Origin of the sequence: Stenotrophomonas maltophilia group sp. RY12688, assembly GCF_052149045.1 — a bacterium.
Lineage (GTDB): Bacteria > Pseudomonadota > Gammaproteobacteria > Xanthomonadales > Xanthomonadaceae > Stenotrophomonas > Stenotrophomonas sepilia.
On sequence record NZ_CP197389.1, the window covers coordinates 2,045,833 to 2,059,444 of the forward strand.

At 66.8% G+C, this 13,612-nt stretch carries 15 protein-coding genes; 3 read left to right on the forward strand and 12 right to left on the reverse strand.

Annotated features, from left to right (window positions below; genetic code table 11):
* Nucleotides 1-221: 221 nt before the first annotated feature.
* From flgL to ACS0OT_RS09670, 12 genes are all read right to left on the reverse strand, one after another.
* The gene (gene flgL / locus ACS0OT_RS09615; protein WP_053496687.1) at nucleotides 222-1,424 is read right to left on the reverse strand and encodes a flagellar hook-associated protein FlgL; all 1,203 of its coding nucleotides are present in this window, start codon (nucleotides 1,422-1,424) and stop codon (nucleotides 222-224) included.
* Nucleotides 1,421-3,301 (reverse strand): flagellar hook-associated protein FlgK, encoded by a 1,881-nt coding sequence (flgK, locus tag ACS0OT_RS09620; RefSeq protein ID WP_053496686.1) that lies wholly within the window; start codon nucleotides 3,299-3,301, stop codon nucleotides 1,421-1,423. Before flgK ends, flgL begins: the two co-directional genes overlap by 4 nt.
* Before the next feature lie 8 nt (nucleotides 3,302-3,309).
* Complete coding sequence (flgJ, locus tag ACS0OT_RS09625; protein WP_329953624.1) at nucleotides 3,310-4,509, reverse strand: flagellar assembly peptidoglycan hydrolase FlgJ; 1,200 nt, start codon at nucleotides 4,507-4,509, stop codon at nucleotides 3,310-3,312.
* Nucleotide 4,510: 1 nt separating this feature from the next.
* Complete coding sequence (locus ACS0OT_RS09630) at nucleotides 4,511-5,653, reverse strand: flagellar basal body P-ring protein FlgI (protein WP_032954158.1); 1,143 nt, start codon at nucleotides 5,651-5,653, stop codon at nucleotides 4,511-4,513.
* Nucleotides 5,654-5,655: 2 nt separating this feature from the next.
* Complete coding sequence (gene flgH, locus ACS0OT_RS09635; RefSeq protein WP_005416456.1) at nucleotides 5,656-6,348, reverse strand: flagellar basal body L-ring protein FlgH; 693 nt, start codon at nucleotides 6,346-6,348, stop codon at nucleotides 5,656-5,658.
* Nucleotides 6,349-6,370: 22 nt separating this feature from the next.
* The gene (flgG, locus tag ACS0OT_RS09640; RefSeq protein ID WP_005416457.1) at nucleotides 6,371-7,156 is read right to left on the reverse strand and encodes a flagellar basal-body rod protein FlgG; all 786 of its coding nucleotides are present in this window, start codon (nucleotides 7,154-7,156) and stop codon (nucleotides 6,371-6,373) included.
* A gap of 103 nt (nucleotides 7,157-7,259) precedes the next feature.
* Entirely contained in the window at nucleotides 7,260-8,009 is a 750-nt protein-coding gene (locus tag ACS0OT_RS09645) for a flagellar basal body rod protein FlgF (protein WP_139727063.1), read from the reverse strand.
* A 32-nt stretch (nucleotides 8,010-8,041) separates the two neighbouring features.
* Complete coding sequence (gene flgE, locus ACS0OT_RS09650) at nucleotides 8,042-9,265, reverse strand: flagellar hook protein FlgE (RefSeq protein WP_005416459.1); 1,224 nt, start codon at nucleotides 9,263-9,265, stop codon at nucleotides 8,042-8,044.
* Between the two features lie 32 nt (nucleotides 9,266-9,297).
* On the reverse strand, nucleotides 9,298-9,981 hold the full coding sequence (locus ACS0OT_RS09655) for a flagellar hook assembly protein FlgD (protein WP_262220067.1): 684 nt from the start codon (nucleotides 9,979-9,981) through the stop codon (nucleotides 9,298-9,300).
* Between the two features lie 23 nt (nucleotides 9,982-10,004).
* Nucleotides 10,005-10,412 (reverse strand): flagellar basal body rod protein FlgC, encoded by a 408-nt coding sequence (gene flgC, locus ACS0OT_RS09660; RefSeq protein ID WP_005416461.1) that lies wholly within the window; start codon nucleotides 10,410-10,412, stop codon nucleotides 10,005-10,007.
* Between the two features lie 3 nt (nucleotides 10,413-10,415).
* Nucleotides 10,416-10,811: a flagellar basal body rod protein FlgB gene (flgB, locus tag ACS0OT_RS09665; protein WP_005409576.1), complete on the reverse strand. Its 396-nt coding sequence runs from the start codon at nucleotides 10,809-10,811 to the stop codon at nucleotides 10,416-10,418.
* A gap of 138 nt (nucleotides 10,812-10,949) precedes the next feature.
* On the reverse strand, nucleotides 10,950-11,894 hold the full coding sequence (locus ACS0OT_RS09670) for a chemotaxis protein (protein ID WP_005416462.1): 945 nt from the start codon (nucleotides 11,892-11,894) through the stop codon (nucleotides 10,950-10,952).
* 263 nt (nucleotides 11,895-12,157) lie between these two features.
* Between ACS0OT_RS09670 and flgA the strand changes: the two genes are divergently transcribed.
* The 3 genes from flgA (at nucleotide 12,158) to ACS0OT_RS09685 (ending at nucleotide 13,530) form a co-directional block, all read left to right on the forward strand.
* Nucleotides 12,158-12,814 carry a flagellar basal body P-ring formation chaperone FlgA gene (flgA, locus tag ACS0OT_RS09675; RefSeq protein WP_005416463.1) on the forward strand — a complete coding sequence of 219 codons (657 nt, stop codon included), beginning with the start codon at nucleotides 12,158-12,160 and terminating at the stop codon, nucleotides 12,812-12,814.
* 75 nt (nucleotides 12,815-12,889) lie between these two features.
* Complete coding sequence (gene flgM / locus ACS0OT_RS09680) at nucleotides 12,890-13,195, forward strand: flagellar biosynthesis anti-sigma factor FlgM (protein ID WP_005409579.1); 306 nt, start codon at nucleotides 12,890-12,892, stop codon at nucleotides 13,193-13,195.
* The gene (locus ACS0OT_RS09685; protein WP_014037132.1) at nucleotides 13,192-13,530 is read left to right on the forward strand and encodes a FlgN family protein; all 339 of its coding nucleotides are present in this window, start codon (nucleotides 13,192-13,194) and stop codon (nucleotides 13,528-13,530) included. Before flgM ends, ACS0OT_RS09685 begins: the two co-directional genes overlap by 4 nt.
* Nucleotides 13,531-13,612 lie beyond the last annotated feature (82 nt).

A 13,612-nucleotide genomic window follows, 5' to 3' on the forward strand; every position in this document is an offset into this window, starting at 1 on the left:
CAGCCCTGTTGCCAGGATGGAAGCGACCCCGGGCGGGGCGGTCGGGCAGGGCCTGACCAGCGCTGATGAAGGTATCGGCGGGGTGCGACCCGGCTTGATGGGCAATCACGGAGAATCGGCCGGAGATGGCCAGAGGGCCGCGTGGTGGCGGGCAGGCGCGCAAACGAAAAAGGCCGCGATGCAGGGCATCGCGGCCTTTCAGGGGTGACGCAGGAGAGGCGTCAGCGCAGCTTGTTGAACAGCGACATCGACTGCATCTGCGAGAAGATCGTCTGCGCCGCCTGCAGTGCGGTGCTCTGCAGCTGGTACTGGCTCAGTGCATCGGCGTAATCCAGGTCGCGCATCTGCGACAGCGTGGTCTTCAGGGTCACGCCATTGGCCTCGCGCATCTCCGCCGCGTTGTCCAGCGCCTTCAACTGCGCACCACCGGCAGCGCGCGAATCGATCATCCGCTCCGAGGCGCGCGCCACGTCGCGCAGTGCGCTCTGCAGCTGATTCTGCTGCGCAGTCATCTGCGCGGTGGTACCGGTGTCGGCACCCAGCGCGGCGACCAGGTTGTCCATGGTGGCGAAGATGTCGCGGCTGCTGGCGGCCTGTACGCTGAAGCTGTCGCCCGCTGCGGGTGCGCCGGTGATGCGCAGGCGCACACCGTTCACTTCCAGGTCGTCGCCAGCCTTGTAGGTGCCGGTGCCGGTCACGTTGCCCGCACCATCCACCACCTCGTACTGGGTGCCGGTGGTGAAGCGCACGCTGAAGCCCTGGCCGTTCCAGCTGTCGCTGCCGTCGCGGGTGATGTTGGTCAGCACGCCGTTGCCGGTGTTGCCGGCCGCGGCGCTGCCGTCAACGAAGCCGTCGCCGGTGGGGATGCGCATGAAGATCTCGCTGCCGGGCAGGGCGTCGCGAACATAGGTATCGGGGCCGACTTCAACCTGGCGCTGGGTCTGGTCGCCGCGATAGACGACCTTGCCGTTGATCTTGGCGAACGGCGGGTCACCGTCGTTGGTGCCACCGAACACGTAGCGGCCGGTACCATCGTCGGCGTTGGCCAGCGACAGCAGGCCATCGCGGATCTGGTTGACCTCGGTGATCAGCGTCTTCTTGTCGGCCGCGCTCAGTGCCGGATTGCTGGCCTGGATGGTCAGATCGTTGACGCGCGCCATCAGGTCGTTGACCTGCGCCAGGGTGTTTTCCTGCACGCCCAGGCGGTTCTGCACATTGCCGGCGTTGAGCTTCATGCGGTCCAGTGCGGCCAGGCTGCGGTCAAGGCCGACTGCAGTGCCGGCGGCAACCGGATCGTCCTTGGCGCTGACGATCTTGCTGCCAGTAGCAATCTGCTGCTCCAGGTGGCTGAGCTTGGCCTGCTTGGCCATCATCAGCGACACCGACTGGTTGAACATCATGCTGGTGGAGATTCGGCTGCTCATCGGCGGACGGCTCCCAGGATGGTCTGGAACATGCTGTCGGCGGTGGAGATCAGCTGCGAGGCGGCCTGGTAGGCCTGCTGCAGGCGCAGCATGTCGGCGGCCTCTTCGTCCAGATTCACGCCGGAGACCTCGTCGCGGGCTTCCTGTGCCTTGTCATTGATCACCAGCTGCGCATCGAGCGAGTACTCGGCCGAGCGGGCGGCGGCGCCGACCTGGGTGGTCAGGCCACCCAGTGCACCGTTCAGTGTCACCGTTCCGGCGTTGAAGGCCTTCGTGCTTTCCACCTTGGCCAACCTGGAGGCGTTGCTGTTGTCCGACGAACCAGCCGGGGTCGGGGTGATGTTGAAGGTATCGCCCACCTTCGGCGCACCGTCCAGTACGAAGCTCCAGCCGTTGGCACTGATGGTCTGGCCAGGCGTATAGGTCTGGGGCGGGCCACCGTCGATGGTGTAGGTGGTCGCCGAGGTGAACACGATCGCCGACGGATTGCGCAGGTTCGCGTTGGCCGAATCGGTGACGGTGACGCCGCTCAGTTTGCCGGTACCGGTGTTGGCGGTGGCGGCTGCGCCCTTGACTGCGGCGGCCGCGGCAATGCGCGACGGATCGGTGATGGCCATCTCCAGGCTGCCGGCCACGCCGGCGGTGGGCTGCAGCAGGAAGCGGTCATTGGCCGCCGGGGTGCCGCCGACGACCAGGTTCACGCCGTTGATCACCAGCGGATCGGCGGCGGTGCCGGTACCGGTCAGGGGAATGCTGGCGCCGGTGTCGGCGCGGCTGGCCTTCCAGGTGGTGCCATCGAACTGCAGCACCACGTTCTGCGCGTCCAGTTTGCCCAGGTCGCCATAGGTGGCGCTGAGGCTGGCGGTTCCGGTATTGCTGTTGTTGCCGGTCACGCGCGGGCTGCCGATGTTGAAGAAGTCCCCGCCCATCTGGCCATACAGATCCACACCCTGGTGGTGGACCTGGTTGAAGCTTTCGGCCAGGCCCACCGCCAGCTTGCCCAGTTCGGCCTGCGCAGGCGTCAGCACGGTGTCGCGGAATTCCAGCAGGCCACCGATCTGGCCACCGACCGCCTTCGGGTCGAGACGGATGGTGTTGCCCTGGGTCTCCAGTGCCAACTGCAGGCGCTCGGGCTGGTAAGGATCGGCCACGGTGGTGACCTTGGTCGCCGTGGTACCCACCACCAGCGCGTTGCCGCCGGCAGTGTAGACATTCATGATGCCGCCGTCCTGGATCACCGCGGTGCCACCGGTGTAGCCGATCAGCTGGGTGATCAGCTGATCGCGGCGGTCGAGCAGGTCCGGTGCAGCCGAGGCAATGTTGGTGCCGATGGCACCGTTGATCTGCGCGATCTCCTGCGCAAGGCGGTTGACCTCGGTCGCACCGGCCAGCAGGCCGTTGTTGACCTCGCTGTTGAGATTGTTCAGGTGCGTGTTGAGCTGCACGAATCGGTTGGCCAGCGCCTTGCCACCGTCGAGCATGTTCTGGCGGTCGGCGGTGCCGGCCGCGTTGGACGACAGGCCACTGACCGAGTCGAAGAAGTTCGACCAGACGCCGGCCACGTTGGTGGCAGCATCGGAGAACAGGGCGTTGACCCGGTCGGCCATGCCCGAAAGCTGCTTCAGGCGCGCCAGCTCACCGCTGCTGTCGAGCAGGCGCGAGATCGCCAGCTGGTCGGCCGTGCGACGGATGTCGGTGATGCGGGTGCCGTTGCCGACCGTGCCGTAGCCATAGTTCTGTGGATCGGCGGTGGCGAAGTTGACCTTCTGCCGGCTGTAGCCGGGTGTATTGAGGTTGGCCACGTTGTGGCTGGTGGTCGCCAACGCTCGCTGGAAGGCGAGCAGGGCACCGGTACCGGTGGAAAGTACGCTGGACATGGTGTTCCTCAACGACGGGTGATACCCAGCGCCGCGGTCGCGGTGCTGGCGAAGGTCTGGCCAAGGCGCGAGCCGGCGTCGGCCACGGCGGCTACGGCGCGCTCGATGGTCGGGCCGCCGGCGATCGCAGCGATCTTGGCGGCGTAGCGCGGATCGGTGGCGTAACCGGCGCGCTGGAGGCCACGGGCGAAGCCCTGCACGTCGGTGCCGGCCTGCAGGGCCTGCTGGTAGCGCGGGCTGGTCTTCAGCAGGCGCACGTAGTCGGCAAAGCTCTCGGCCGCTGAACCGTAGGCGCGGAAGCTGGCGGTTTCGTTGCGGCGCACGCCATCGACATATTCATGGGTGCCGGCCGTGGCGCGCTGGCCGTTCCAGCCAGTGGCCTTGATGCCGAACAGGTTGTGCGAGGTGCTGCCATCGGCATGCTTGATGTGGCGCTTGCCCCAGCCGGTCTCCAGCGCGGCCTGCGCGACCAGGGCGCGGGCGTCCACGCCCAGTTCCCTGGCCGCGCTCTGTGCGTGCTGCCAGATACTGGCGACGAAGCCCTCCGGGGTATGCTCGCCGAGCTGGGCGACCGCGGTGCGCGTGGCCAGGGCATCGGCCGGGCTCACGGCCGTGCCGCGATTGCTGGCCGTCGCCGTCCACTGGTCGCTGTTGGCGGCCCAGTCCTCGCCCTGCAGGCTGCCGATGTACGGATCCTCGGTGCCCAGCGAGCGGTGCAGGCCGCTGCTCTCACGGCCGGCGATCAGGTCCAGTGCCTGCTCCATCGGTGCCAGCGCGGCCTGCGCACCGTGCTGCGCGCCTGCGGCCATCTGCTGCAGTATGCGCACGGCCTGGCTGCCATCTTCCAGGGGCAGCGACGGTGCCGGCCTGGCCGGCGCGTTGAGCTGGTAAGCGCGGCTGGCCTTGGCCGGATCCACGCGGGTATCCAGTGCCGGACCTTCGGCGGCCTGGCCGGACAGCTGGCGGGTGATCATGCCGGACAGGCCCAGGCCCTTGCCGCGGGTCATCGCCTCGGCAATCTTCTGGTCGTACATGTCGCGGAACATCTTGTTCTCGCCGGGAAACAGCGAGTCGCCGAAGCTGGCATCGCGCATGCTCTTGACCAGCATCTGTGCGAACTGGCCTTCCAGCTGGCGAGCGACCTTGTCGATCTTCGCCGGATCGTTCTGCTGCGCCGGGTGCAGGTCGAATGCGGGATTGATGCGCATGTCAGATCACCTCAAGCTCGGCACTCAGTGCGCCGGCCTGCTTCAGGGCTTCCAGGATCGCGATCAGGTCGCCCGGTGCCGCGCCTACGGCGTTCACCGCATGCACGATTTCGTCCAGGGTGGTGCCGCCGCTGAACTTGAACATGCGGCTGCCGTCGTTGGTGGCGGTGATGGTGGACTGCGGGCTGGCAACGGTACGGCCGCCCGACAGCGCATTGGGCTGGCTGACGTTGGTGTTTTCCTGGATGGTCACGGTCAGCGAACCATGCGATATCGCGGCCGGCCCCACGCGCACCTGCTGGCCGATGACCACGGTGCCGGTGCGTGAATTGACCACCACCTTGGCCGGGGCGCTGCCCGGGGTCAGTTCCAGGTTCTCGATGCGCGCCAGCAGGCCGATGCGTGCGCCCGGATCGGTCGGTGCGGTGACGGCGACGGTCACGCCATCGATCGCGCGCGCCGCGCCTTCGCCGAATGCGTTGTTCAGCGCGGCGACCATGCGCGAGACCGTGGTGAAATCGTTGTTGTGCAGGTTCAGGGTGATGTCGCCGCCGTTGGCCAGCGGATCGGGCAGGGCACGCTCCACGGTGGCGCCGTTGGGAATACGGCCGACGCTGGGCACGTTCACCGAGACACGGGAGCCGTCCTTGCCCTGCGCGCCAAAGCCACCCACGATCAGATTGCCCTGGGCGATGGCATAGATCTGGCCATCGGCGCCGCGCAGCGGGGCCATCAGCAGCGAGCCGCCGCGCAGCGACACCGCGTTGCCGATCGAAGACACCGTGATGTCGATCGGCTGGCCCGGCTTGGCGAACGGCGGCAGTTCGGCGTGGATCGCCACGGCGGCCACGTTCTTCAGCTGCGGATTGACGTTCGGCGGCACGTTCACGCCCAGCTCGCCAAGCAGGTTTTTCAGGCTCTGCACTGTAAAGGGTGCCTGGCTGGTACGGTCGCCGCTGCCATCCAGGCCGACCACCAGGCCATAGCCCACCAGCGCATTGCCGCGCACGCCGCCGACCTGGGCCAGGTCCTTGATGCGCTCGGCGCTGGCAGGCGCAGCCATTGCCAGCAGAAGGAAGAATGATCCGTAGAGCGACGCCATGCGTCGCTGCCACGTAGAAGAGAAGAGAGCTTTCATGGCCATACTCAGAACGGCGTCAGGCCGGAATTGAAGAAGCGGCTCAGCCAGCCCATCGCGTTGGACTGCGCGACCGGGCCGCGGCCGCCGTAGACGATGCGGGCCTCGGCCACGCGGCTGGAAGGGATGGTGTTGTCCTGGCTGATGTCGCCCGGGCGCACGATGCCCTGCACCTGCACCAGTTCATCACCCTGGTTCAGCCGCAGGTTTTTCTGCCCCTGCACCACCAGGTTGCCGTTGGGCAGGCGCTGGATCACCGTGACCGTGACGCTGCCCTGCAGGCGGTTGCTCTGCGCGCTGTTGCCCTTGCCGGTGAAGTCACGCGCGCCCTTGGCCGTCGCACTGAGGATGTCCTTGCCGCCCAGGGTGACCGGCGCACCAAGGATGGACGGCGTGCCCAGGCTCAGGTTGGATTCCTTGTTGGTGGCTGTGTTGGCGCTGGTCTGCGCGGTGGTGTTTTCCAGCAGGGTGATCGTCAGCAGGTCGCCGACATCGCGTGCGCGGCGGTCCGAATACAGCTGCAGGGTCGGGCCAGCGGCGTAGATCGCACCGGCCGTGGGCGCGGCCTGCGGCGGCATGATCGGCTGGATCGGTGCCATCGCCGGATAGGGGCGCACGTCGCCCGCGATCACGCAGCCACCGAGCAGGGCGACCACGGTGCAGGCGAGGGCAGTACGGGCGAGGTTGGAAATGGGCGACATGGCGGTTTCCCGGTTGGGCCGGTCAGATCTTGTTGTTGAGATAGCCGAGCATCGAGTCGGTGGTGGAGATCGCCTTGGCATTCATTTCGTAGGCGCGCTGGGTTTCGATCATCGACACCAGCTCTTCCACCACATTGACGTTGCTGCCTTCCAGCGCACCCTGCACCACGGTGCCGAGGCCGTTCAGGCCGGGATTGCCGTTCTGTGCCGGGCCCGAGGCCGTGGTCTCCAGGAACAGGTTCTCGCCACGCGCCTGCAGGCCGGCCGGATTGACGAAGTCGGTCAGGGTCAGCGCACCGACTTCCACCGAGGCGGCGTTGTCGGCCATCTTCACGCTGATGGTGCCGTCGCTGCCGATGGTGACCGACTGCGCGCCCTCGGGAATCTGGATGCCCGGCTGCACCGGGTAGCCGCTGTTGGTGACCAGCTCGCTGTCCTGGTTGATCTTGAACGAGCCATCACGGGTGTAGGCCGAGCTGCCGTCGGGCATCTGCACTTCGAAGAAGCCGCGTCCGTTGACCATCACGTCCAGTGCGCGGCCGGTCTGCTGCTGGCCACCCTGCTCGAAGTTCTTGGCGGTGGCGACCACGCGCACGCCGGTACCCAGCTGCAGGCCGGTCGGCAGCTGCGTCTGCGCCGACGAAGAGCCGCCCGGCTGGCGCACCTGCTGGTACAGCAGGTCCTCGAAGCTGGCGCGGTCCTGCTTGAAGCCGGTGGTGTTGGTGTTGGCGAGGTTGTTGGAAACCACCGACATGCGCATCTGCTGCGCATCCAGTCCGGTTTTCGCGATCCACAATGCCTGGTTCATCTTCGGAGTCCTGTCTGGGTGAAGCCGGCCGCGCAATGCGGCCCTTGGTAGCGGGTGTGCAAGCGGTGTGCCAGCGCCGCGCCCGGGCGGCGCCGGAAATCCGTCAGCTGCCCAGGCGGAGCAGGCTGTTGGCGCTGCGCGCGTTGTCGTCGCCGTGCTTGATCACCTGAACCTGCATTTCGTACTGGCGCTGCAGCTGGATCATCTGCACCAGCGCACCGGCGGCATCGACGTTGCTGCCCTCCAGTTGCCCGCTGTGCACGGCGGTGCCCTGTGCCGGTGCGAACGGCTGGCGCGGGTCGGTGTTGCGGAACAGGCCATCCAGGCCGCGCTCGAGGCGCTCGTCCGGCGCCTGCACCACCTTGATCCGGCCGATCTGCGCCATCGTCTGCGGGCCTTCGCCCTGCGGGATGATCGAGATCGTGCCGTCGGCGCCGATCTCCATCGCCTGGTAGGGCGGAATGGCGACCGGGTTGTTGTTGTCATCCAGCACCGTGCGGCCGCCAGAGGTCACCAGCTGGCCGTTCGGCGTCACCGACAGGGCTGCGCCACGCGTATACGCTTCGCTGCCATCGCTCGCCTGCACCGCCAGCCAGGTGCCGCTCTGCAGTGCAAGGTCCAGCGGTTTGCCGGTGATGTGCTGCGCGCCGGGCCGGCGGTTGAAGCCGGCGTCGACGTGCAGCGCATCCACCCGCGAGGCAAAGCCCGGACCCTTGATCGGGAAGGCTTCGGTGTTGGCCAGCGCTTCCTTGAAGCCAGGAGTGTCCGAGTTGGCGAGGTTGTGGCTGAGCGTTCCCTGCGCCTGCAGGGAGGCGCGGGCACCGGTCATCGCCACGTAAAGGGCTTTATCCATGCGGGGAGTTCCGTGACAGGGTCAGCAGCTCATCAACGGATGTTGATGACGGTCTGGGTGATCTGGTCCTGCGTGGTGATCATCTGCGCGTTGGCCTGGAAGTTGCGCTGCGCGGTGATCATGTTGACCAGCTGCTCGGTGAGATCGACGGTGGACGCTTCCAGCGAGCCGGCCTGGATCTTGCCGAGATTGGAGGTGTCCGGCATTCCGGTGCGCGGCGTGCCTGACTCGAAGGTCTCCACCCACAGGTTGTTGCCCTTCGATTCCAGTCCCTGGGTGTTGTTGAAGGTGGTCAGTGCGACCTGGCCCAGCGGCTTGTCGTCGCCGTTGGAGTAGCGCGCATAGACCACGCCCGACTCGGACACAGTGATCTCGTTGAGCTTGCCGGCGGCATAGCCGTCCTGCTGGGTGTTGCGCAGGGCGAACTTCTCGCCGTACTGGGTCGAACCGCTGATGTCCAGCGTCATGTTCAGCTGGCCAGCGCCCGTGGTCGGGGTGAAGGTGCCGAGGCCAACCTTGCCGTTGGCCGGGGCGGTCAACTTGCCGCTGTTGTCGAAGGTGACCGCGGTCGGGGTGCCAGCGGGCTGGCCATCGACATAGTTGTGCACGGTCCATTCGTTGGGGTTGGCGCCCTTCACGAAGTACGAGACCTGGATGTGGCTCACGCCCAGCGAGTCGTACACGGTGATGCCGCCGCTGGAGTGGTTGTAGCTGTTGGAGTCGGTCGGGTCGAACGTGGCCACGGTCGGCTGCTTGGCGTTGGCCGGCAGGGTGAAGCCCACCTTCACTTCGCTGGTCTGCTTCGGCGGGCTGTCGGTGGTCAACAGCTGCAGGTCGACCAGGCGGCCGGCGTCGAAGTTGGTGCCATCGGCATTCGGCGCGAACACCTGCAGGCGCGCGCCCTGCGGATTGACCACGTAGCCGGCCGAATCGGTCTGGAAGTTGCCGGCACGCGAATACACACGCGAACCGTTCATGTTCATGGTGAAGAAGCCCTCACCGGAAATGGCCATGTCCAGGCTGCGCCCGGTCTGCTCGTTGTGGCCCTGGATGAACTGCTGGGCGACGTTGGAGACGCGCACGCCCGAGCCGGTCTGGTTCTTCGACAGGCCATAGCTGGTGGAGGCGAACAGATCGGCGAACTCGGCGCGCGACTGCTTGAAGCCGGTGGTGTTGACGTTGGCGACGTTGTTGGCGGTGACGCTCAGGTCGGTGTTGGCGGCATTGATGCCGGACAGCGAGACATTGAAGCCCATGGGATGCTCCTGGTTGATGCGGGATGTGCGGCTCAGCTGACGCGGAGCACGTAGTCGATCGGGGCCGTGCCCAGGCCCTTGAGGTTCAGGTACAGGCCGTCGGATCCGACGGTCACGCTTTCCACCGGCGCCTGCACATAGGTGGACAGCTTGGTGCTCTTGCCGGCGGTATCGACATGGTTGGCAACGATGGAATACTTGCCCGGTTCCATGCGCTTGCCGTTGGCGTCCTTGCCGTCCCACTGGAAGGCGGTTTCGCCTGCTGCCTCGGCTTCCACGCTCAGCGAGGTGACCTTGGCGCCGGTGGCATCGGTGATATCCACGGTGATGATGCCGGCCGACGGCGCGGCCACCGTGCCCTCGACGCTGCCTTCCTTCTCCAGCACCAGCTTTTCCGATGGCACCAGCACCTGGTGGCCGACCAGCGCCGCGCCACGCAGCACCTGGTCGCTGGCCATCGATTCCTGGAAGCCCTTCACCGTCTTGTTCAGATCGGTGATGCCCTGCACGGTGGACATCTGCGCCATCTGCGCGACCATCTGCGTGTTGTCCATCGGCTTCAGCGGATCCTGGTGCTGCAGCTGCTCGGTCATCAGGCGCAGGAAGTCGGCCTGGTCGAGCGTGTTCTTCTTTTTCGTGGCGTTGCTGTTGGGGGCGTTCAGGCCCAGCGCGGAATAGACGTCCTGGCTGGTCTGGTTGTTGACGGCGGTGGTCATGGCGGTATCCGGTGCTGCGGGCCTCAGCGGCCCATGGTCAAGGTGGCCAGGGCCAGTTCCTTGGCGGTGGTCAACATCTCCACGCCGGCCTGGTAATTGCGCGAGGTCGAGATCAGGTTGACCATCTGCGCCACCGGATCGACGTCGGGCTGGTAGATGTAGCCATCGGCGTCTGCCAGCGGGTGGCCCGGCTCGTAGCGCTTGATCGGCGCCGCCTCGCTCTGGGTGATCTCCTTCACCTTCACCGAGGTGATGTTGGGATCGTTCTTGCTGGTGACGGCCTGGAAGATCGGCTCCAGCGGCTTGTACACGGCGTCGGCAGAACCGGCGACGGTGTCGGCATTGGAGAGGTTGGAGGCGATGGTGCTCATGCGCACCGACTGCGCCTGCAGCGCGGAGCCGGCGATATCGAAGATCGGCAGGTTGCTCATGGCTTATTGCCCCGTGATCGCGGTCAGCATGGAACGCACCTTGCTCTCGACGAAGCTGAGCGAGGCGCGGTACTCGAGCGCGGCTCGGCCATAGGCGGCACGCTCGGCATCGGGATCGACGGTGTTGCCGTCCAGGCTGGGCTGCACGCCCTCGCGCGCGATCTGGAACGGGTTCAGGCCACTACTGATTTCGTAGTGCTGCTCATGGGTGGTGGCCATCAGGCCGTTGGCATCCTGCCCCTGGGCATGGCGCAGGGCGGCATCGAAGTCCAGGTCCTGGGCCTTGTAGCCGGGCGTGTCGGCATTGCCGAGGTTGCTGGCGATCAGCTTCATCCGCTGTTCGCGCAACGGCATGGCCTGGGCGTGGACGCCCAGGTAGTCGGTAATCAGGTTGCGCACGGTGCACTCCCACGGGAACGTTGCCCGGGAAGCTGCAAGGGGTGTGCCAAATTCGAGAGGGTAGTGCCGGCCGCTGGCCGGCTCCCCGATGGATCTGCGGTTGCCGGCCAGCGGCCGGCACTACCGGATCAGTGGCCGTCAGGCCGCCATCGCCACCTTGCGCAGGCGGTCCAGCACGAAGTCAGCCAGCTCGTGCGGCGAGTACTTGGCGACGAAGGCGTTGGCGCCGACACGCTCGACCATGGCGTTGTTGAAGACACCCGACAGCGAGGTGTGCAGCAGCACGTAGAGGCCGGCCAGGCCCGGATGGCGCCGGATTTCCGTCGTCAGCGTGTACCCGTCCATGGCCGGCATCTCGATGTCGGAGATGACCATGGCATAGCGTTCGGCGGGGTTTTCGCCCGAGGCTTGGATCTGCAAGAGGTGGTCGAGAGCCTGCTTGCCATCGGAAAGCAGGGTGGCACCCACGCCCAGCTGATCCAGCACGCTGCGGATCTGCTGGCGGGCCACGCGCGAGTCGTCCACCACCAGCACCTGCAGCTGGGGGCCATCGGCGGGCATTGCCATCGCCGGATCGAGTACGGCGTCACCGCGGACCTGGGCGATATCGGCCAGCACGCTTTCAACGTCGATCACCTGGATCAGCTCACCCTGGAAGCGGGTTACCGCGGTCAGGTAGCTCGACTCGGCGCCAAGCTCCGGCGGCGGGTGGATGTCTTCCACCGCGATGTTGACGATGCGTTCGACGCCGCTGACCAGGAACCCCTGGATCGAGCGGTTGAACTCGGTGACGACCAGGTAACCCGGCGAGGTATCGGCATCGGGCTCACGTTCGGGGTGGCCGATGGCCAGGCCCAGGTCCAGCACCGGCACCGAGCGGCCGCGCACGTCGGCCACGCCGGCGAACTGGCTGGGCAGGCCGGGTACCTGGAACAGCTCCGGGCGCCGCAGGACTTCCTGCACCTTGAAGACATTGACGCCAAAAAGCTGACGTCCGCCGAGACGGAACAGCAGCAGCGCCAGGCGGTTGTGGCCGGCCAGGCGGGTCCGCTGGTCGATCCGGTTGAGCAGGTCATGGGACATGGCTGCTGTATCGGCGCGTTGGGCGCCAAACTTGAGGGCGCTCTGCCACCTGTGCGCTCCACACTGCGTTTGTAGAGTCGACTGTCAGTCGACTGCTCTTCGATCCGATCACGGGAAACCCCGCGCTTCGCGCGAAAGTCGACTGGCAGTCGACTCTACCCATCCGGTCGCATCCCCATCCCGGATCCGATCAACGGGCCCCGGCGCTCTGGCACACCCCTTGCACTCACCTGGGCCAGCTCTTGCCGATTGAAGGAGGCGCCATGTGCCGGGTCACATCTCTATTCGCCATCGCGCTGGCCGTGGCCTCGCCGTGGGCGGCTGCCGCCGACTGGCAGCCGGTGGCAAGCATCCGCGCGGCGGCCTTGTCGACGCTGCCGGCGGGCAGCGAGGGCGAGGCCCAGGTGGCCGATGCGCTGCGCCTGCCGAAGTGCGGGGGGGCGTTACAGGTGCAGCCCACCGCCAACACCACGGTGGAGGTCAGCTGTCCGGATGCGGGCGGCTGGCGCCTGTTCGTGCCGGTAAAGGTGCGGCGCAACCAGACCGTACTGGTGCTCAACCGCGGAATCGGCACTGGAGAAACCCTCACTGCCGCCGATATCACCACTGCCCAGCGTGACGCTGCCCGGATTGCCGGCGCGGTGCTGTCCGATCCCAATGCAGCGATCGGCCGCGTCGCCCGCCGTCCGTTGCAGGCCGGAGCCCTGCTGTCGAACAACGATCTGGTGGTGCAGCGTCTCATCAAGCGAGGAGACAATGTGGCCCTGGTGTCGCGTCGCGGCTCGGTCGAGGTCCGCATTGCCGGCCGTGCGATGGGTGATGCCGGTGAGAACGAACGGGTCTCGGTCGAGAACCTGTCCTCGCGGCGGATCGTGCAAGGCACGGTCGATGCCGCAGGTGACGTAATCGTGGCGCGTTGAATTACCGCAAAATATCCCTAAAGATCACGGCCCTGCGGCCGTTATCCCTTGTGAACGGCAACTCCAGGACACCCCATGAGCCAGAAAATCGACGGCAACCTGCAGGTCCCCCAGGCACTGCGCAGCGTGACGACCCCGGCCAACAAGCCCGGTGTCAGCACCGATGCGGCGGCGCGCCCGGTCGAGGCGGCCGACAGCCTGCGCCTGACCGGCGAGGCCACCAATCTGCAGGCCATCGAGCGCGAGCTGACCACCGCCCCGGCGATCGACGCCCAGCGCGTGGCCGCCGTGCGCGAGTCGCTGCAGAACGGCACCTACAAGATCAATCCGGACGCGATCGCATCGCGCATGCTCGATCTGGACCAGCAGCTGCACGGATGACTGCGGCGATGAGCGAGCCGCTGCAGCGTCTCGCCCAGGCCCTGGACGTTGAACGCCAGGCCCTGGTCGAGCACGACGTGCACGCCCTGATCCGGGCTACCGGCGCCAAGCTGGAAGCGTTGCGTGCGCTGGAAGGCGCGCCACCGGTGGGCGAGGGCGAACAGCTGCAGGAACTGGCCGAGCGCAACCGGGCCAACGGCGTGCTGCTGTCGCGCCGCCGCCGCGAGGTGAACTGGGCGCTGCGCCAGCTCGGCCGCACCGAAGACGCCTCGGCCTACGATGCCAAGGGCCAGTCGCACACGGTCAGCATCGGCCGGCCCCTCGCCGTCGCCTGAGGCGACGGCGGTCGCATAACCCCTCCCGGCGGGCTGAAGCCCGCTGCATGACCGCGTATATTGGGCGCCTGTTCGAACGTCC

What these genes read in the sequence shown, in the direction of transcription:
- flgL (WP_053496687.1), bottom strand. Translation starts at nt 1,424, where the DNA reads ATGAGCAGCCGAATCTCCACCAGCATGATGTTCAACCAGTCGGTGTCG.
- flgK (WP_053496686.1), bottom strand. Translation starts at nt 3,301, where the DNA reads ATGTCCAGCGTACTTTCCACCGGTACCGGTGCCCTGCTCGCCTTCCAG.
- flgJ (WP_329953624.1), bottom strand. Translation starts at nt 4,509, where the DNA reads ATGCGCATCAATCCCGCATTCGACCTGCACCCGGCGCAGCAGAACGAT.
- ACS0OT_RS09630 (WP_032954158.1), bottom strand. Translation starts at nt 5,653, where the DNA reads ATGGCCATGAAAGCTCTCTTCTCTTCTACGTGGCAGCGACGCATGGCG.
- flgH (WP_005416456.1), bottom strand. Translation starts at nt 6,348, where the DNA reads ATGTCGCCCATTTCCAACCTCGCCCGTACTGCCCTCGCCTGCACCGTG.
- flgG (WP_005416457.1), bottom strand. Translation starts at nt 7,156, where the DNA reads ATGAACCAGGCATTGTGGATCGCGAAAACCGGACTGGATGCGCAGCAG.
- ACS0OT_RS09645 (WP_139727063.1), bottom strand. Translation starts at nt 8,009, where the DNA reads ATGGATAAAGCCCTTTACGTGGCGATGACCGGTGCCCGCGCCTCCCTG.
- flgE (WP_005416459.1), bottom strand. Translation starts at nt 9,265, where the DNA reads ATGGGCTTCAATGTCTCGCTGTCCGGCATCAATGCCGCCAACACCGAC.
- ACS0OT_RS09655 (WP_262220067.1), bottom strand. Translation starts at nt 9,981, where the DNA reads ATGACCACCGCCGTCAACAACCAGACCAGCCAGGACGTCTATTCCGCG.
- flgC (WP_005416461.1), bottom strand. Translation starts at nt 10,412, where the DNA reads ATGAGCAACCTGCCGATCTTCGATATCGCCGGCTCCGCGCTGCAGGCG.
- ACS0OT_RS09670 (WP_005416462.1), bottom strand. Translation starts at nt 11,894, where the DNA reads ATGTCCCATGACCTGCTCAACCGGATCGACCAGCGGACCCGCCTGGCC.
- flgA (WP_005416463.1), top strand. Translation starts at nt 12,158, where the DNA reads ATGTGCCGGGTCACATCTCTATTCGCCATCGCGCTGGCCGTGGCCTCG.
- flgM (WP_005409579.1), top strand. Translation starts at nt 12,890, where the DNA reads ATGAGCCAGAAAATCGACGGCAACCTGCAGGTCCCCCAGGCACTGCGC.
- ACS0OT_RS09685 (WP_014037132.1), top strand. Translation starts at nt 13,192, where the DNA reads ATGACTGCGGCGATGAGCGAGCCGCTGCAGCGTCTCGCCCAGGCCCTG.